The organism is Bacillus thuringiensis, from assembly GCF_001595725.1.
GTDB classification, from domain to species: Bacteria; Bacillota; Bacilli; order Bacillales; family Bacillaceae_G; genus Bacillus_A; species Bacillus_A thuringiensis_K.
The window spans coordinates 3,951,164-3,969,418 of the sequence record NZ_CP014282.1 but is presented as its reverse complement, the minus strand read 5'-3'; the positions used below and the strand labels follow the sequence as shown (position 1 = coordinate 3,969,418).

Sequence of the window (18,255 nt, the reverse complement as noted above, 5' to 3'; positions counted from 1 at the left end):
AAAAATAAAACTGTTATTATTTTATACTTATACTTGGATGATACAGAAAATTAGGATGGTTTGAATATATAGGATAAAAATACGAAATAATGATTATTTAGAAAAACTGTTATATAAGTCAGATGACATACAAGTGATACAAATAGCAGAAATGGACTTTTATTCAGAACTTTTAAAATTCAACAAAAGTAAGCGTTTTATAAAAAACAAGCTATAATGAGGGCAGATTATAATTTATGATAAGTCACATGTATTTTAGTCATTATCGTAACAAGTGAAGTTGACTAAATCATGAGAGAGTAACACGAGAATTATAATAGGAAAGATATTACTATTATTTGTCATAAGTCTTTTTCACTTTTTAGCTAAACGATATGATTAGCAAGTGTATCTATTGCGAGTTCCTTAGTAGAAGCTTTTTATTAATAAGGTGGTGGAGATTTAATTGGTACACCACTCTTTAAAAGAGTTCAGAACATCAGCAGGTAGTATAGGCGGAATAGCGGGTGCAAATTTAGTTGCATTAGCAATGGTTATATCACTTGTTTATGCTATGCTTCCAATGGCTTCTGTGTTAAACTTTGGATTGCTACCAGACTTTATTGTGGATTATCTTATATCATTTTTTAATAAAAATAATACTAAGATTCTTATGTATTATGATAACTGGTATTATTTCAGGTTATATTGGATTACTTTTATTCAAAACTATCCAATTCGTACAGCAGAACAAATTCGTGGTACAACTGGAAAAGCGACAGATGTAGCAGCTTAATAGAATAGTAGAATAAATTTTTTTCATAGAGGTTTAGGGGGAGTTATGATGAAGTATCGCTCAGTATTTGATATTATCGGTCCAGTTATGATTGGACCATCAAGTTCACATACAGCAGGCGCAGCAAGAATGGGGCAAGTTGCTCGCCAGCTGTTTCGTCATGAACCAGAAAGAGTAAGCATTTCGTTATATGGATCATTTGCAAAGACGTATCGAGGGCATGGTACGGATGTAGCACTAATCGGTGGAATATTAGGATTTGAAACAGATGACTTACGTATTCCAGAGGCGCTAGAAATAGCAAAAGAGCGCGAAATTGAAGTGGAATTCATTGAAGAAGATGCCAATGCACCTCACCCAAATACAGCGAGAATTCGTTTGTATAAAGGTGAAGATGAAATTGAAGTTGTTGCTTGCTCAATTGGTGGCGGTAAAATTGAAGTTGTAGAATTAAACGGATTCGATCTTCAATTATCAGGCACGAGCCCAGCACTACTTATTGTAAATAACGATCGCTTCGGTGCTATTGCAGCGGTAGCTTCAATCCTTGCGAAACATGAGATTAACATTAGTACAATGAGTGTTTCTCGTAAAGAAAAAGGAAGAAGAGCACTTATGGTCATTGAAACAGATGAATTATTAGCAGATGAAGTAATTGAAGAAATAAAAGCGCAACAAAATATTTGTCAAGTAACTATTATGGAATAATTGCAGGGGGGACACACCATGTTTCGGAACGCAGCGGAACTAGTGGCGCAAGCTAAAGAACAAAATGTAAAAATCGCAGAAATTATGATTCAATGTGAAATGGAAACAAGAAGTATTTCACGTGAAGAAGTAATTGCTGGTATGGAAAAGAACTTAGTAGTGATGGAGCAAGCAGTAGAACGTGGTATTCGCGGCGTGAAATCACCAACTGGTTTAACTGGTGGAGATGCTGTAAAAGTTCAAGCGTATATGAAGAGCGGAAAAGGCTTATCAGGAGATACGATTTTGGACGCAGTAAGCAAAGCTGTTGCAACAAATGAAGTAAACGCGGCGATGGGAATTATTTGTGCAACACCAACAGCAGGGTCTGCTGGAACAGTGCCAGGTGTACTATTTGCACTAAGAGAAAAATTGCAGCCTACACGTGAAGAAATGATTGAATTCTTATTTACAGCAGGAGCTTTCGGTATGGTTGTTGCGAATAACGCTTGTATTTCTGGTGCAGCGGGAGGATGCCAAGCTGAAGTTGGTTCAGCAAGTGGAATGGCGGCTGCAGCTGCAGTTGAGATGGCTGGTGGAACACAAGATCAAGCAGCTACAGCGATGGCAATTTCATTAAAGAACATGCTTGGTTTAGTGTGTGATCCTGTTGCAGGACTTGTAGAAGTACCTTGTGTAAAACGTAATGCAGCAGGAGCTGCAAATGCGATGATTTCAGCAGATTTAGCATTAGCTGGTGTAACGAGTACAATTCCATGTGATGAAGTAATTGAGGCAATGTTTAGAATCGGACAAACGATGCCAGTAGCACTTCGTGAAACAGCAGAAGGTGGACTTGCAGCAACGCCAACTGGTCGTCGCCTGCAAGAAGAGATTTTTGGGAAGAACAATAACTAAGTGTAATTATAGAAAAAGGAGCTCAAATAAACTTGAGCTCCTTTTTCTATTTTTCTTTTGTTAGTTGTTCTAATGTTTTTCCAAGGTTATGTGATCGTTTCGTTGCCTGTGTAATACAAGAAATAAGTGCTTGTTGAAATTTATGTTCTTGTAATACTTCAATACCTGCTTCGGTAGTTCCACCAGGAGAAGTAATTTCCTTTCGCAAAATAGAAGGGTGTTTGTCACTTGCTTTTAGCATTTCAGCAGCACCAATCATCGTTTGAAGAATAAGTGATTTTGCAACATCTTCTTTTAAACCAATATTTTTTGCAGCTTCTTCCATAGCTTCCACTACGTAATAAATATAAGCAGGTCCACTTCCGGATAATGCAGTGACAGCATGCATATCTTCTTCCTCTACAACAGAGACGAGACCAATCGTTTCAAATAAAGATGTTGCAGTGCGAATATGCTCCGCTGTTGCATGTTTTGAAGGGGAGATAGCGGTAGCTGATTTTAAAATGGCTGCGGATGTATTTGGCATTGCACGAATAATTGGAATGTCTTTTTGAAGTAGTTTTCTAATTGAGTCAGTAGAAACACCTGCTAGTAATGAAATAATAAGCACGTTATTATTTATGTATTCTTTAAAAGGGGTAAGCGCCTCTGCAACATCCTTTGGTTTCATTGCTAGAAAAAGAATATTTGCATCAGTAAGTAATTCTTTTTTATTATGAGTACCTTTGACACCGTATTTTTTATGTAGCTCTTGTAATCTTGTCTCGTTAGAACGATTACTTACAGTAATTTGTTCATCTTTAACGACATTTGCATGTAACAAGCCACCAATAATAGCTTCGGCAATAGAGCCTGCACCGAGAAAGGAAATGTTTTGAATAGACATGATGTTCCTCCTTTAATTTTGGTTAGAAATTCTTATAAATGTACATACATTCGTTTTTTTATAGGAAACACCTCTTTTTGTCTGAAAATAATGACAAATATATATAGAAGTTGTAAACTGAAGAAGTATTCATTTTTGAACCGGAAAGAGACAGGGGGGCTAAGCATGACGGCGATTCACCGAATGGAGATTCCTGTACCATTTGCAGTGGAAACTGTGAATGTGTTTTTAGTTGAGGGGGAGACATTAACATTAATTGATACAGGGACGAATACAGAAGAGGCAAGGAATGCGTTAGAAAGTCAATTAGGTGCATTAGGACATACGATAGAAGATATTGAAACAGTAGTCATTACACATCATCATGCAGATCATTGTGGACTTTTAAATATATTTTCTGAGAAGACGAATATTATTGGACATCCTTGGAATGAGCCTTGGATTACACAAAACCCAGAATTTTTAAAGCGGTATCATGAATTTTTTAGAGAGACGGCCTTACAGTTTGGTGTGCCAGCAGCATTTTTGAAAGACGAGTCGTTATTGACGACGAGGACACTTAAATATTCTTGCAATAGATCTTTAACGCATACTGTGAGAGAAGGAGATCGTATTGATTCTTTGCCTGGATTTACAGTACTTGAAACACCAGGTCATGCTTCTACGCATATTTCTTTATATAGAGAATCTGATGGAATATTAATTGGTGGAGATGCTCTCATTAGTCATATTTCTTCGAATCCAATACTAGAACCGCCATATGAAGGGCAAACAGAGCGGGCACGCCCATTACTACAATATAATCAAACATTACAGCGTTTAAGCGAAATGAATATTTCACGCATTTTATCAGGGCATGGGGAAGATGTTCTAAATGTGAAACAACTTATTGAAACGAGATTACAAAAGCAAGAAACACGTGCTTTTAAAGTGCTTGAGTTATTAAAGGAAAAACCAATGACAGCATTTGAAGTATGTGTAAAACTATTTCCGGTATTATATAAAGAACAGTTACCACTTACTATTTCAGAAACGGTTGGACAATTGGACTATTTAGCATATAATCAACAAGTGATGATTGATGAGTCATCGCAACAATTGATTTATTATGCAAAGTAGGTGACAGCAATGACAGGACGTTTACAAAATAAAGTAATCGTCATTACAGGTGCTTCTAGTGGGATTGGTGAGCAAGTTGCAATGCAAGTTGCAGCACAGGGAGCGACTCCCGTATTAATGGCTCGAACAGAAGAGAAACTACAAGCGTTAGTAGACAAAATTAAAGAAACTTATAATACGCCTTGCTATTATTATGTATTAGATGTAAGTGAAGAGATGGAAGTACAGTCTGTTTTTTCAAAGGTATTACAAGAAGTGGGACGTATTGATATATTAGTAAACAATGCGGGATTTGGTATTTTTAAAACGTTTGAAGATGCGTCAATGGGTGAAGTAAAAGATATGTTCCAAGTAAATGTATTTGGATTAGTAGCATGTACGAAAGCGGTACTACCTTATATGGTAAACAAGAACGAAGGACATATTCTTAATATTGCTTCACTTGCTGGAAAAATTGCAACTCCGAAATCGAGTGCTTATGCAGCGACGAAACATGCTGTATTAGGTTTTACGAATAGTTTACGCATGGAATTAGCGAATACACATATTTATGTTACAGCAATTAATCCAGGTCCGATAGATACAAACTTTTTTGAAATAGCGGATCAATCTGGTACATATGTAAAGAATATGGGACGTTACATGTTAAAACCAACATACGTAGCAGAACAAATCGTAAAGTCGATGCACACGAAAAAACGTGAAGTAAACTTACCGAAGTGGATGGGAATTGGCCCGAAACTTTATGCTTTATTCCCAGGTTTATTTGAATGTGTAGCAGGTAAATCATTAAGTAAAAAATAGGAGATTTCCACATGGAAATCTCCTATTTTTTATTGTTTTCCAGTCACATAATCATAAACAATATCCTCAATCTCCTCGTATAAATCAATTTCAATATTTGAATGAGTCACCGTTTGAATATGTTTCACTAGCATTTCCCGATCTTCTTTTGATATTGGACTGCATTGATATTGTTGAAAACTTTTTATAATCATTTTCTCAATTAATTTTTCGTTCATATTTTTTCCCGCCTGTATGTACGTATGTGTTGTTTTATTGTACTTGAAGTGAAATAAAAAAACTACCATGCACTATTTGTGTATAAAAATTCGGTTGTGTATATTGTTTTTCTAGTAAAATTAAGTTTTTTTAGTTTTAAAAATTTATAAATATTTAATTGACTCTATAAATATACAATATTATAATCATACTTAATTTAAAGAATCAATATGAGGAGGAACTTATGAAAGTCGCAATTATTGGAGCCACTGGATATGGGGGCATTGAGTTAATTCGTTTATTAGAACAACATCCATATTTTTCTATAGCACCTCTTCATTCTTTTTCACAAGTTGGTGAGTGTATAACAAATGTATATCCACACCTTCGAAATGTTCTCGTTCATACGTTACAAGAAATTGATGTGGAGACAATAGGGAAAGAAGCAGAAATTGTATTTCTAGCAACACCAGCAGGAGTATCGGCGAAGTTAACTCCCAAGTTATTAGCAGAAGGTTTAAAAGTAATTGACCTATCTGGAGACTTTCGTATGATAGATCCTTCGTCATATGAACTGTGGTATAAAAGGCCAGCAGCGAAAGAAGAAATTCTTAGAAAAGCAGTGTATGGGTTAAGTGAATGGAAAAGGTCTGAGATTCAAAATGCAAATTTAATTGCAAACCCAGGATGTTTTGCTACAGCCACATTGCTAGCGATAGCGCCGTTAGTACGTAGCGGCATGATTGAAGAAGATTCGATTATTATTGATGCGAAATCAGGGGTATCAGGAGCAGGAAAAACACCAACAACAATGACTCATTTTCCTGAGCTATACGATAACTTACATATCTATAAAGTAAACCAGCATCAGCACGTTCCAGAGATTGAGCAAATGCTTACAGAATGGAATAGTGAATTACAGCCAATTACATTTAGCACACATTTAATACCGATATCACGAGGAATCATGATTACACTTTATGCAAAAGTAAAACAAAAGATGGAAATAAAGCAACTTCAAAAATTGTATGAAGAAACGTATGAACAATCGCCTTTCATCCGAATTTGTACGCAAGGCAAATTTCCAAGTCCAAAGGAAGTGAGAGGCTCAAATTATTGTGATATTGGCATAGCTTACGATGAAAGAACAGAAAGAGTTACGGTCGTTTCTGTTATAGACAATATGATGAAAGGCGCGGCTGGGCAAGCGATGCAAAATGCAAACATAATAGCGGGACTAGAAGAGACAACAGGTTTACAACATATGCCGCTTTATCCATAAGGGGGACATGATGATTAAAGTAGCGTCTATTACAAAATTAGAAAATGGTTCAATTGTAACGCCGAAAGGCTTTTCGGCAATTGGTACTGCAAATGGTTTGAAAAAGGAGAAAAAGGATTTAGGTGCCATCGTTTGTGATGTACCAGCATCATGTGCCGCTATGTATACAACGAATCAAATACAAGCAGCCCCCTTGCAAGTAACGAAGGATAGTATAACGGCTGAGGGGAAATTACAAGCTATTATCGTTAATAGTGGAAATGCAAATGCTTGTACAGGAATGAAAGGATTGCAAGATGCTTACGAGATGCGCGCATTAGGGGCAGAACATTTTGGGATGAAAGAAAACTACGTTGCAATAGCCTCAACAGGTGTAATTGGTGTTCCGCTGCCGATGGATATAATCCGAAAGGGAGTTGCAACTCTTATACCGACGAAGGAAGAAAGTGAATCATATTCTTTTTCGGAAGCAATTTTAACGACGGATCTTATAACGAAAGAAACTTGCTATGAAATGATTATTGATGGGAAGAAAGTGGCGATTGCTGGTGTTGCAAAAGGTTCAGGGATGATTCATCCGAATATGGCAACGATGCTTAGTTTTATTACGACAGATGCCAATATAGAACATGAAGAATTGCAAACAGCATTATCACAAATAACGAATCGTACATTTAATCAAATTACGGTAGATGGAGATACTTCTACGAATGACATGGTCATCGTTATGGCAAGTGGATTATCAGAAACAAGGCCGATAAATATGGAACATGCAGATTGGGAAACTTTCGTATTTGCTTTACAGAAGGTATGTGAAGATTTAGCGAAAAAAATCGCACAAGATGGTGAGGGCGCTACGAAGTTAATAGAAGTAAATGTGTTAGGAGCTCGAACGAATGAAGAGGCAAAGAAAATTGCAAAGAAAATAGTCGGTTCGAGTCTTGTGAAAACAGCAATACATGGTGAAGACCCAAACTGGGGGCGAATTATTAGCAGTATTGGACAAAGTGAAGTCACGATTAACCCAAATACAATTGATATTACTCTTCAATCTATTACGGTGCTGAAAAATAGTGAACCTCAAATGTTTTCTGAAGAGGAAATGGAAATGAAATTAAAAGAACATGAAATTATGATTGATGTGTATTTACATTTAGGAGAAGAGACAGGATCAGCTTGGGGCTGTGACTTAAGCTATGAATATGTGAAAATAAACGCTTGTTATCGTACATAAGGAGAGGGAAGATGAGCGATTATATTGTAGTGAAATGCGGCGGTAGTATGTTGGATCAATTAAATGATGTGTTTTTTGATTGTATAAAGAAATTACAGCAGAAGTATAAAGTAGTGATTGTCCATGGTGGTGGGCCAGAAATTGATGCCAAATTAAAAGATTGTAACATCAACGTAGAAAAAAGAGATGGATTACGCGTAACACCAAAAGAAGTTATGGATATTGTTCAAATGGTGCTATGCGGAAGTACGAATAAAAAACTCGTAATGAATTTACAAAAGCACAATTTACTTGCGGTAGGTTGTTCAGGGTGTGACGGCAATTTACTTCAAATTCAACCTGTCAACGAGGAGATAGGATATGTGGGAGAAGTAAGTTATGTCGAAACGTCCTTACTAAAAGGGGTAATGAATATGAATTATATTCCTGTTATTGCTCCAATCGGGGTAAATGGTAATGAAATTTATAACATAAATGCGGACAATGCTGCAGCTGGGATTGCGGCCGCGTTAGGGGCAAAAGAGCTTGTTTTTATTACGGATGTAGATGGAATATTACATGAAGGGAATTTGGTAAAGGAAACGGATGAATCTGAAATTGCTACTTTTATAGAAACAGGTGTTATTACAGGTGGGATGATTCCGAAAGTACAGGCGGCACTAGCATCATTAAAAATGGGAGTGCAAAAGATAAGTATTGTGAATGGTACAAAAGATTTTACTGAGGTTACGGGAGAGTGTATTGGAACGACGGTAACGAAAGGTGTGAGTATTGTATGACGAGTCATCTTTTTCAAACGTATGGCAGAAGAACTATTGAGTTTGTAAAGGGAACTGGAACGAAAGTTATTGATAATAAAGGTAAGCAATATTTAGATTTTACATCAGGAATTGGCGTATGTAATTTAGGACATTGTCACCCTACTGTTTTCAAAAGTGTACAAGAGCAACTTGATGATATATGGCATATATCTAACCTGTTTACAAACAGCTTACAAGAAGAAGTTGCGTCATTATTAACAGAAAATAGAGCATTAGATTATGTGTTTTTCTGTAATAGTGGGGCAGAGGCAAATGAAGCGGCTTTAAAGTTAGCACGTAAGCATACTGGAAAATCTCTCGTCGTAACATGCCAGCAGTCTTTTCACGGTAGAACATTTGGAACGATGAGTGCAACGGGCCAAGATAAGGTAAAAGAAGGATTTGGTCCATTACTTCCATCTTTTTTACATATCCCTTTTAACGATATTAAAGCATTAGAGGAAGTAATGAATGAAGAAGTTGCGGCGGTAATGGTAGAAGTTGTTCAAGGAGAGGGAGGAGTAATACCTGCTGATCTATCTTTTTTGAAAGAGATTGAAATATTATGTAATAAGTTCGGTTCCTTATTTATTATAGACGAAGTTCAAACGGGGATAGGAAGAACTGGAACACTATTCGCTTATGAACAAGTGCGAATAGAGCCTGATATCGTTACCGTTGCAAAGGCACTTGGGAATGGGATTCCTGTCGGAGCAATGATTGGCCGGAAAGAACTTGGAACATCGTTTCCTGCAGGATCACACGGTTCAACGTTTGGTGGAAATTATATTGCAATGGCTGCAGCGAAAGAAGTATTGCAAATAACTAAGAAACCATCGTTTTTAAAAGAAGTAAAGGAAAAGGGCGAGTACGTATTACAGAAGTTGCAAGAGGAATTACGACATGTCGAATGTATTCAAAATATACGTGGTAAGGGGCTTATGATTGGAATTGAGTGTACGCATGAGGTTTCAAGTTTTATAGAACAACTAGAGAAAGAAGGGCTTCTTGTATTACAAGCAGGACCTAATGTTATAAGACTATTACCACCACTCATTATAACGAATGAAGAGTTAGAACAGGCAGTATATATGATAAAAAAAGTAGTTTGTACAAAAAACGTATCAATTATATAAGGGGGAAGTTCCATGTCAACTGTACAAGTACCAAAATTAAATACGAAAGATCTTTTAACATTAGAAGAATTGACGCAAGAAGAAATCATTTCATTAATTGAGTTCGCTATATATTTAAAAAAGAATAAGCAAGAGCCTTTATTACAAGGCAAAATATTAGGGCTTATTTTTGATAAGCATTCAACTCGTACTCGTGTATCTTTTGAAGCGGGAATGGTACAACTCGGGGGACATGGTATGTTTTTAAGTGGGAAAGAGATGCAAATGGGAAGAGGAGAAACCGTTTCAGATACTGCGAAAGTATTATCACAGTATATTGACGGGATCATGATACGTACATTCTCACACGCGGATGTAGAAGAGTTTGCAAAAGAATCGAGTATTCCTGTTATTAACGGTTTAACGGATGATCATCATCCTTGTCAAGCATTGGCAGACCTCATGACGATATATGAAGAAACAAATACATTTAAAGGAATAAAATTGGCTTACGTAGGTGACGGAAATAATGTATGTCATTCATTGTTGCTAGCGAGTGCAAAAGTCGGAATGCATATGACTGTTGCAACGCCTGTAGGATATGAACCGAATGAAGAGATTGTAAAAAAAGCGTTAGCGATTGCCAAGGAAACAGGAGCTGAAATTGAAGTTTTGCATGATCCTGAATTAGCGGTGAATGAAGCAGATTTCATTTATACTGACGTTTGGATGAGCATGGGGCAAGAGGGCGAAAAAGAGAAATATACTTTATTTCAACCTTACCAAATCAATGACGAACTTGTTAAGCATGCGAAGCAAACATATCGTTTCTTACACTGTTTACCTGCCCATCGTGAAGAAGAAGTAACAGGAGAAATTATAGATGGACCACAGTCTATCGTCTTTGAGCAAGCTGGTAATCGATTGCATGCTCAAAAAGCGTTATTAGTGAGTTTATTTAAAAATGTAGAAGAGCCTTCCTAAAAGGGAGGTTTTTTTATATTAAAATGTTGGATGTATATTTGGTTAACCATTTTGATATCATTTATAATAAAAGAGAAAACTAAATTTGTTGTTCAGAGTGTGTAAGGACATACTACATATAAAAATATAGTTAAAGAGATGATGAGGGTGAAAACAACTAAGAAAACATATTCGTTTTTTCAGCGGATGTGGAGAATATTAAAGTTTCAATATTATAAGTTGCTTCGATCGCCAGAAGGCGCAAAGAAAGTATCGTTAGGGTTTGCTATAGGATTCGGCTTAGAAATGTTAGTCATTTATACGGCATCGCTCGTATATGTAATATTTTATCCAATCGTCAGGTTAGCAAAGGGATCTTTTCCTGCGGCAGTTATTGGCAATATTATTGGGAAAATATCGTTTCTCCCAGTATTTTTATTTCCGCTTGCGTATGCGCTAGGAAAAATGATTTATCCATTTCATGTACAGAAAATTCAACATGAACCATTTACGATATCGGACTTGTTTTCAAGTCACATTTTTACGATATTAAAGAGCTTATTACAAAGTGAAGTGTATGTATTAATTGGAATGACGATTTTAGGAGTTGGGTTTGGTCTCATTTCATATTTCGTTGTGCATTATTTATACGAAAAGAACCGTAAGTTACGTTTGAAGAAAAGGAAGAAACGAGTGAGAGAACCACTTGTACAATTATAAACAATGTCACATTCATTTTCTCCTTTGAATATGTTTAAGAAAAAGGAGGAGAGGATAATGTATTATTATTACGTACCTCAAGTATATCCATATGTAAGTTATTATCCGGTTTATGATACGAGTAGACAATACGAATTATATCGGCAACAACAATTACAGCAATTATCACAAATACCACAATTACCAACACAACAGCCTACGCAGGAAAAAAAACCATATTTAACAACATGGCCATATTCCAATGTATACTATGGTAACTATTACGAATCATAAAGCTGCTTCTATTTAGAAGCAGCTTTATACGTTTGTTTTCAAAATTAAATTTTGAATGGTTTGAAGAGAATGAATGAGCTTTTCGCGCTCTTCCTCAGATAATGTTTGGAAATTTTCTTTTAGTTTGTCTAAAATGAATTGCTGATACTGATTTACTAATAATTTCCCTTCAGCTGTTAGAGAAATTAAAATGACCCGTCGATCTTTTTCGCTATAATGACGCTCTATTAGTTCTTCTTGAATAAGTTTGTTTAATAGAGGTGTCATGTTAGGCCGTGAAATCGCTAGCCGCTTGCCGATTTCGGAAACTGCTAATGTGCCGTTTTCATGCAAAAGCAGTAATACTTGTGTATGTGATGGCGGCATATGTCTTTGAGAAGAAAATTCTCCAGGAAGCATAAATTTGCGATAAAAAAGAGGCACTAGCGAAAGAAGATGATCAACAATACGTTCCCACTCGCGTGATTCCATATAAAGGCCCCCTTCCACTATCATTGTAACAAAAAAGACATGTTATAAAAATAGAATTGTTTCATGGTCGCTTTAATATTTGTAGGATAACACTTGCTTTGTAAATGTATTGGCAATAATTGCATAGCCGTTATCATTTGGGTGTACTTGGTCAAATAATAACTCTTTTTTATCATTCGATATTAATTTGCGAATTGGTAAAACGATAGATGGTTGATTTGCTTTGGAAATGGAATAAACAGATTCATTCCAGCCATCTAAAAACATATCTGCATAACTTGCGATGGAATCATCGAGTTGTAACGGGTTATAGAGTTCTGAGAGAATGAGTAAAGCGTCCGGATTTTGATCTCGAACTGTCTTTACAATACTTTTTATATCCGCTTCAAAATGGGCTTTTTCTTTATTTAACATTTTTATACCATCTATAACACCAACATCACGATTTAAACGAAATAAATTATTTCCTCCAATATTAATTGTAATTATATTTGCTGCTCTAATTTTTTCCTTTACATCTTCTGATTGAACTTTTTTTGCGAGACGATCTGTTGTAAGACCGTTTACCCCAAGGTTTTCTACTGTAATTGGTTTGTGAATTTGTGCTTCTATTTGCTTAGAAGCTAATTCAGCAAACCCACCTTGTGTCGATCCATATCCTTTAGCGAGTGAATCACCTAATACAAGATGATAAAAAGATTCGTTTGTTTGCTTATCAATCCAATTTGGGGCAGATGTTTTTTCTGTTTTTTCTTCAGATTCATTTTGTTTTGTCTCGTCGTTCTTTTCAAAATAAGAATAAGAAATGATCAGAAGGAGGAGACAAACAATTGTTAAGATGACTTTTTTCATAAATTCATCCTCCTTGTAATTGGTAATTGTATCATATTCAGCAGTATTAGCAATGTAAGGGCATATTATATGTTTATGAAAAGTTTATAATAACTTTACAGAAAATTTGTTGAAGTTTGTCAAAAAATATTGACGATAGGAAAGAACTTTATATATGATAATGTCAGATAAGGTGAAACTTTAATTAGTGGGAGCTTTATTTCCTATTAATTGTTAGTCATCATCAATCGGGCGTTTAAGGGGACTACTCGTTAGCGCAGGGTGAAATGAAAATTGTGCCTCTAATAGAAGAAAAAAGGTATGTGGTTAGAGACAGATAGGGATTCATTTCATTATTTCTGGTAATTGTATAAGGGGGATTTTTTGTGAAAAAGTCAAAAAAAATGCTAGCTGGAGCAACTCTTGCGATTGGTGTTATAGCACCGCAAGTAATGCCAGCAACAGCTCATGCAGATGAGAACACTGGGGAGAGTACAGTTAACTTACGAATTCTAGAAACATCAGATATTCACGTTAACTTAATGAATTACGATTATTATCAAACGAAAACAGATAATAAAGTAGGTCTCGTACAAACGGCAACACTCGTTAATAAAGCACGTGAAGAAGCGAAAAACTCTGTCCTATTTGATGATGGGGATGCATTACAAGGGACACCGCTTGGAGATTATGTAGCGAATAAAATAAAAGATCCGAAGAATCGTGTGGATCCTAGTTATACACATCCATTATATCGTTTAATGAATTTAATGAAGTATGACGTCATCTCTCTTGGGAATCATGAATTTAACTACGGTTTAGATTACCTAAACAAAGTGATTGAAAAAACGGATTTCCCGGTTATTAACTCGAATGTCTATATAGATGACCATGATGGTAATGATGAGAATGACGAGCATTACTTTGATAGACCATATCATATTTTAGAGAAAGAAGTAGTGGATGAAGCAGGCCAAAAACAAATAGTGAAAATTGGTGTAATGGGATTTGTTCCACCACAAATTATGAATTGGGATAAAGCGAATTTAGAAGGAAAAGTAAAGGCAAAAGATATTGTGCAAACAGCGAAAAAATTAGTTCCGGAAATGAAGGCGCAAGGTGCGGATATTATAGTTGCACTAGCGCATTCAGGTGTTGATAAGAGTGGATACAACGAAGGAATGGAAAATGCATCGTTTTATTTAGCAACACAAGTTCCTGGCGTAGATGCAGTATTAATGGGACATTCACATACCGAAGTGAAGGATGTATTTAATGGTGTTCCAGTTGTAATGCCTGGTGTTTTTGGTAGTAACTTAGGTATTATTGATATGCAATTGAAAAAGGTAAACGGAAAATGGGAAGTGCAAAAAGATCAGTCTAAGCCGCAACTTCGTCCGATTGCTGATAGTAAAGGTAATCCATTAGTAGAATCTGATCAAAAACTAGTTAATGAAATTAAAGATGATCATCAAGCGACAATCGATTATGTGAATACAGCTGTAGGTAAAACAACTGCACCAATTAATAGTTATTTTTCATTAGTACAAGATGATCCTTCCGTACAAATTGTGACAAATGCGCAAAAATGGTATGTAGAACAAGAACTTAAAAAACCAGAGTATGAAAAGATTAAAGATATTCCGGTTTTATCTGCAGGTGCACCATTTAAAGCAGGTGGCCGAAACGGTGCAACATATTATACTGATATTCCAGCTGGAACGTTAGCGATTAAAAACGTTGCAGATTTATACGTATATCCAAATACGTTATATGCTGTAAAAGTAAATGGGGCACAAGTGAAAGAATGGCTTGAAATGTCTGCAGGTCAGTTTAATCAAATTGATCCAAAGAAAACAGAAGAACAGCCGTTAGTAAATATAGGCTATCCTACATATAACTTCGATATTTTAGATGGCTTAAAATACGAAATTGATGTAACACAACCGGCGAAATACGATAAAGATGGAAAAGTTGTAAATGCAAATACGAATCGTATTGTAAATATGACATATGAAGGTAAGCCAGTAGCTGATGATCAAAAGTTCATCGTTGCTACAAATAATTATCGCGGTAGCAGTAAAACGTTCCCTGGTGTAAGTAAAGGAGAAGTTATTTACCAATCGCAAGATGAAACACGTCAAATTATTGTGAAGTATATGCAAGAAACACCAGTTATTAATCCAGCAGCTGATCAAAATTGGACGTTTAAACCGATTGTTGCAGATAAATTAAATACAACATTTGATTCTTCACCAAATGCACAAAAGTATATAAAGGCAGATGGAAAGATTTCATATGTTGGACCATCTGAAAATGAATTTGCTAAATATGCAATTGATATAACGAAGAAGAATGATGATAAAGAAACTGGTGAAGGAAATCCAACAACACCGCCAAAAGGTGATGGAGAAAACCCAACAACACCGCCAACAGGTAATGAAGAAAAACCAACACCACCAACAGAAGAAGGTAATAATGGTAATGAACCAAAGCAAGATGGAAACACTACTGGATCTGGACAAACTACAACAGATGATCAAAATACAAAAGAAACAACAACTGTAAGTGAAAATAAAGAAGCTGAAAAAGATGAACGTGATTTACCGAAAACAGGTGCAAGTATTGCTTCTACAATTGGAGCTGGTCTTGCGTTTGTTGGAGCGGGATTACTTATGTTATTTAGAAGAAAGAAAGCGAATAGATAGTTTCATAATATAACAAAAAGGATTACCGATTTGGTAATCCTTTTTGTTATATTATGAAACTGGTACTGCTTTTTCTTTTTTCCATGAAAGACCGAATCCAGTAAAGCCGACGATAATGGTTACGACTGGACAAGCTAAACAGAAGATTGCGTATGGCAGGTAATCGAATGTTGGAACGCTAAGAACGTTTGTTAAGAATACGCCACTGACACCCCATGGTACGAGTGGGTTAATTACTGTACCAGCATCTTCTAATACTCGTGATAAATTACGACGTTCTAAACCGACTTCATCGTATTTATTAGCAAATGCTTGTCCTGTTAAAACGATGGATAAGTACTGCTCACCAAGTAAGAAGTTTACACCAATTGCAGTTGAAGCAGTAGAAATAATTAAGCGTGTACTAGTTTTTACGAAGCTAGAGATAATATTCATCAGCTGCGCTATAATACCCATTCCTTGTAATAATCCTCCCATACAAAGAGCTAGGAAAATAAGAGCAATTGACATCATCATACTTTGCAGGCCACCGCGAGATAATAAGCTGTCAATGTCTTTGATACCAGTTTTAGAAACGTAACCGTCTTGCATAATTTTTATTAAATCAGCTAAAGAAGTGCTAGGTTTAAAAATAAAGAGAATAATAATCCCTACCACAATTCCTGCAAGTAATGTTGGAACTGCGGGTACCTTTTTAAATGCGAATAGGAACAGTAATAAAATAGGAATCAGTGTAACGATAGAAATCGTTGCATTTTTTTCTAGTGTGTTAATAAATGCTGAGAAATCAACGTTTCCACCAGATCCGCTTCCTAAAATGAAAAATGCGATAAAAGCAATAATGAAAGCTGGAACTGTTGTCCAAAGCATGTTACGAATATGTTCAAATAAATCTACACCCGTTACAGCAGGCGCTAAGTTTGTTGTATCAGATAAAGGAGACATTTTATCTCCGAAGAATGCACCAGAAATAATTGCACCAGCAATAAGAGCTGGATCGTATCCAAGGGCAGTACCCATTCCCATAAAGGCAAGTCCTACAGTTGCAGCAGTTGTAAAAGCACTACCGATACTCGTTCCAACAATTGCACAAACAACAAAAACAGTTGGAACGAAAATTTTTGGAGATACAAGTTGGAAGCCGTATACCATTAAAGTCGGAATAGTTCCAGCTGCGATCCAAACGCTAATTAATACACCTACAAGTAAGAAAATAAATATAGATGGAATACCAGCTGAAATACTACTAATCATCCCTTTCTCCATAGTAGACCAAGAGATTTTCTTTAAGAATCCAAATGCTAATAAAAGAACGATACCAAATAAAATTGGGATGTGTGGTGAAACTTCTAATTGAATAACACTAAAACCAATACAGAAAAAGATAAAAATTGTTAAAAGAACAGACTCAATTTTTGAAACCATTGTTTTCCCCTCCTAAGTAATGTGAAATAGCTCTTTTTTATATAAAATTCGCCAATATTGTATATTTCCTTCTAAAATTTAGAATTTTGTGACAAATTACCGGTAATTGTTAGTTCTTCTATATGATGCGGAAATGATTGGATAAAAAAACGTCCCTGCATATAATTATGCAGGGACGAAGAAATCGCGGTACCACCCTAGCTTGTGAAATGAATGTATCACAAAATAAAGGGTCATATGATATGCGCTTATAAAATAAAAAACGCCCCTGCAATATATGCAGGGACGAAAAATTCGCGGTACCACCCTAAATTGTGAAACAGTGTCGTTTCACCACTCTTTAGACATAACGGTCTATAACCGTCTTTCACTACTCCTCACGTTTCGTAAAAGAAGCTCCAGGGGGTAATTCATAATTCGCTCTGTACTGGTTCGCACCGACCACCAGCTCTCTGAAATCAGAAATCGAAATACTACTAAATCCTATCAACGCCGATTCATATGATGTTAGTTAAATTTTTATCATATTTTCATCTTACATGTCAATAAAAATATTAAATGTTTTTTTAGGGAAATAAAGGATAATTGTTTTAAAGCTCTAATTTTGTACGTTATAATGAATTTGAAAGGGGAGGAAAGAGTGAAGAAAAAAATAATTCTTTTTACCACCTTACTAGTCGTTGGCGGAAGTGCTGGAATTTACACAGCTTTTGCGGCTGAATCACAGCAGTTGAAACAAAAGCAAATACAACAGTCAGAAGTGAAGAAAGTAAAAGAAATAGAAGAGAAGAAATCAATGGGAAAAGCAGCAGAGAAACTAGGAGTTTCTACTGAGGGGAAAACAAAAGAAGAGGTTACGAAAGAAGTAAATACCGCTAGGTTTGAGAAGCGTCATGATTTATTAATTGAGCACGCTAAGCAACTTGGAATTGATACAGAGGGGAAAAAAGATGAAGAAATTATTTTAGAAATTGGAAAGATACAGCATGGAAAGTAGAACAACTTATCGTATGATAAGTTGTTCTTTTTTAAGAACTATTTGATTT

General features: G+C 35.8%; 19 protein-coding genes and 1 other annotated feature. Of the genes, 14 read left to right on the top strand and 5 right to left on the bottom strand.

Annotated features, from left to right (window positions below; translation table 11 throughout):
* Positions 1–445: 445 nt before the first annotated feature.
* From AXW78_RS34945 to sdaAA, 3 genes are read left to right on the top strand one after another with little or no spacing between them, the layout of a single operon-like run.
* A complete protein-coding gene (locus tag AXW78_RS34945) occupies positions 446–775 on the top strand; it encodes a hypothetical protein (protein WP_002164171.1) in 330 nt (109 codons plus the stop codon).
* Positions 776–823: 48 nt separating this feature from the next.
* Positions 824–1,483, top strand: coding sequence for an L-serine ammonia-lyase, iron-sulfur-dependent subunit beta (sdaAB, locus tag AXW78_RS19705; RefSeq protein WP_000877445.1), 660 nt, complete (start codon positions 824–826; stop codon positions 1,481–1,483).
* Positions 1,484–1,501: 18 nt separating this feature from the next.
* Positions 1,502–2,380 (top strand): L-serine ammonia-lyase, iron-sulfur-dependent, subunit alpha, encoded by an 879-nt coding sequence (gene sdaAA / locus AXW78_RS19700; RefSeq protein WP_000489461.1) that lies wholly within the window; start codon positions 1,502–1,504, stop codon positions 2,378–2,380.
* 46 nt (positions 2,381–2,426) lie between these two features.
* On the opposite strand, the gene proI is transcribed toward sdaAA, so the two are convergent.
* Positions 2,427–3,266: a pyrroline-5-carboxylate reductase ProI gene (proI, locus tag AXW78_RS19695; RefSeq protein WP_000027244.1), complete on the bottom strand. Its 840-nt coding sequence runs from the start codon at positions 3,264–3,266 to the stop codon at positions 2,427–2,429.
* Positions 3,267–3,431: 165 nt separating this feature from the next.
* On the opposite strand from proI, the gene AXW78_RS19690 reads away from it, so the two are divergent.
* Together AXW78_RS19690 and AXW78_RS19685 are read left to right on the top strand one after the other, a co-directional pair.
* Positions 3,432–4,385: an MBL fold metallo-hydrolase gene (locus tag AXW78_RS19690; protein WP_000125119.1), complete on the top strand. Its 954-nt coding sequence runs from the start codon at positions 3,432–3,434 to the stop codon at positions 4,383–4,385.
* 9 nt (positions 4,386–4,394) lie between these two features.
* A complete protein-coding gene (locus AXW78_RS19685) occupies positions 4,395–5,189 on the top strand; it encodes an SDR family NAD(P)-dependent oxidoreductase (RefSeq protein WP_061884555.1) in 795 nt (264 codons plus the stop codon).
* A 29-nt stretch (positions 5,190–5,218) separates the two neighbouring features.
* Here the strand turns inward: AXW78_RS19685 and AXW78_RS19680 are convergent, their stop codons facing one another.
* Positions 5,219–5,407 (bottom strand): YqzH family protein, encoded by a 189-nt coding sequence (locus AXW78_RS19680; RefSeq protein ID WP_001003225.1) that lies wholly within the window; start codon positions 5,405–5,407, stop codon positions 5,219–5,221.
* A gap of 224 nt (positions 5,408–5,631) precedes the next feature.
* Between AXW78_RS19680 and argC the strand changes: the two genes are divergently transcribed.
* The 7 genes from argC to AXW78_RS19645 all read left to right on the top strand — a co-directional run bounded on the left by argC (position 5,632) and on the right by AXW78_RS19645 (position 11,774).
* Complete coding sequence (argC, locus tag AXW78_RS19675; protein WP_061884554.1) at positions 5,632–6,669, top strand: N-acetyl-gamma-glutamyl-phosphate reductase; 1,038 nt, start codon at positions 5,632–5,634, stop codon at positions 6,667–6,669.
* Between the two features lie 10 nt (positions 6,670–6,679).
* On the top strand, positions 6,680–7,903 hold the full coding sequence (argJ, locus tag AXW78_RS19670; RefSeq protein WP_061884553.1) for a bifunctional glutamate N-acetyltransferase/amino-acid acetyltransferase ArgJ: 1,224 nt from the start codon (positions 6,680–6,682) through the stop codon (positions 7,901–7,903).
* Positions 7,904–7,914: 11 nt separating this feature from the next.
* Positions 7,915–8,682, top strand: a complete 768-nt coding sequence (gene argB / locus AXW78_RS19665) for an acetylglutamate kinase (protein WP_001286778.1) — start codon at positions 7,915–7,917, stop codon at positions 8,680–8,682.
* On the top strand, positions 8,679–9,839 hold the full coding sequence (locus tag AXW78_RS19660; RefSeq protein WP_061884552.1) for an acetylornithine transaminase: 1,161 nt from the start codon (positions 8,679–8,681) through the stop codon (positions 9,837–9,839). Before argB ends, AXW78_RS19660 begins: the two co-directional genes overlap by 4 nt.
* 12 nt (positions 9,840–9,851) lie before the next feature.
* Positions 9,852–10,802, top strand: coding sequence for an ornithine carbamoyltransferase (gene argF / locus AXW78_RS19655; RefSeq protein ID WP_061884551.1), 951 nt, complete (start codon positions 9,852–9,854; stop codon positions 10,800–10,802).
* 138 nt (positions 10,803–10,940) lie between these two features.
* Positions 10,941–11,501 carry a DUF2062 domain-containing protein gene (locus AXW78_RS19650; RefSeq protein ID WP_033672806.1) on the top strand — a complete coding sequence of 187 codons (561 nt, stop codon included), beginning with the start codon at positions 10,941–10,943 and terminating at the stop codon, positions 11,499–11,501.
* A 57-nt stretch (positions 11,502–11,558) separates the two neighbouring features.
* Complete coding sequence (locus AXW78_RS19645; RefSeq protein ID WP_000291961.1) at positions 11,559–11,774, top strand: hypothetical protein; 216 nt, start codon at positions 11,559–11,561, stop codon at positions 11,772–11,774.
* Between the two features lie 24 nt (positions 11,775–11,798).
* Here the strand turns inward: AXW78_RS19645 and AXW78_RS19640 are convergent, their stop codons facing one another.
* Positions 11,799–12,245 carry a MarR family winged helix-turn-helix transcriptional regulator gene (locus AXW78_RS19640; protein WP_000445819.1) on the bottom strand — a complete coding sequence of 149 codons (447 nt, stop codon included), beginning with the start codon at positions 12,243–12,245 and terminating at the stop codon, positions 11,799–11,801.
* Positions 12,246–12,317: 72 nt separating this feature from the next.
* A complete protein-coding gene (locus tag AXW78_RS19635; protein ID WP_000755850.1) occupies positions 12,318–13,097 on the bottom strand; it encodes a GDSL-type esterase/lipase family protein in 780 nt (259 codons plus the stop codon).
* 365 nt (positions 13,098–13,462) lie between these two features.
* Here AXW78_RS19635 and cpdB point away from each other — a divergent pair, with 365 nt between their 5' ends.
* Positions 13,463–15,784, top strand: coding sequence for a bifunctional 2',3'-cyclic-nucleotide 2'-phosphodiesterase/3'-nucleotidase (gene cpdB, locus AXW78_RS19630; RefSeq protein WP_000748641.1), 2,322 nt, complete (start codon positions 13,463–13,465; stop codon positions 15,782–15,784).
* 51 nt (positions 15,785–15,835) lie between these two features.
* Here cpdB and nhaC read toward each other — a convergent pair whose 3' ends face one another.
* Positions 15,836–17,209: a Na+/H+ antiporter NhaC gene (gene nhaC, locus AXW78_RS19625; protein WP_000253730.1), complete on the bottom strand. Its 1,374-nt coding sequence runs from the start codon at positions 17,207–17,209 to the stop codon at positions 15,836–15,838.
* Positions 17,210–17,487: 278 nt separating this feature from the next.
* Positions 17,488–17,708 (bottom strand) — a binding site (T-box leader).
* 141 nt (positions 17,709–17,849) lie between these two features.
* On the opposite strand from nhaC, the gene AXW78_RS19620 reads away from it, so the two are divergent.
* Entirely contained in the window at positions 17,850–18,206 is a 357-nt protein-coding gene (locus AXW78_RS19620; RefSeq protein ID WP_061884550.1) for a hypothetical protein, read from the top strand.
* The last annotated feature ends 49 nt before the right edge of the window (positions 18,207–18,255 follow it).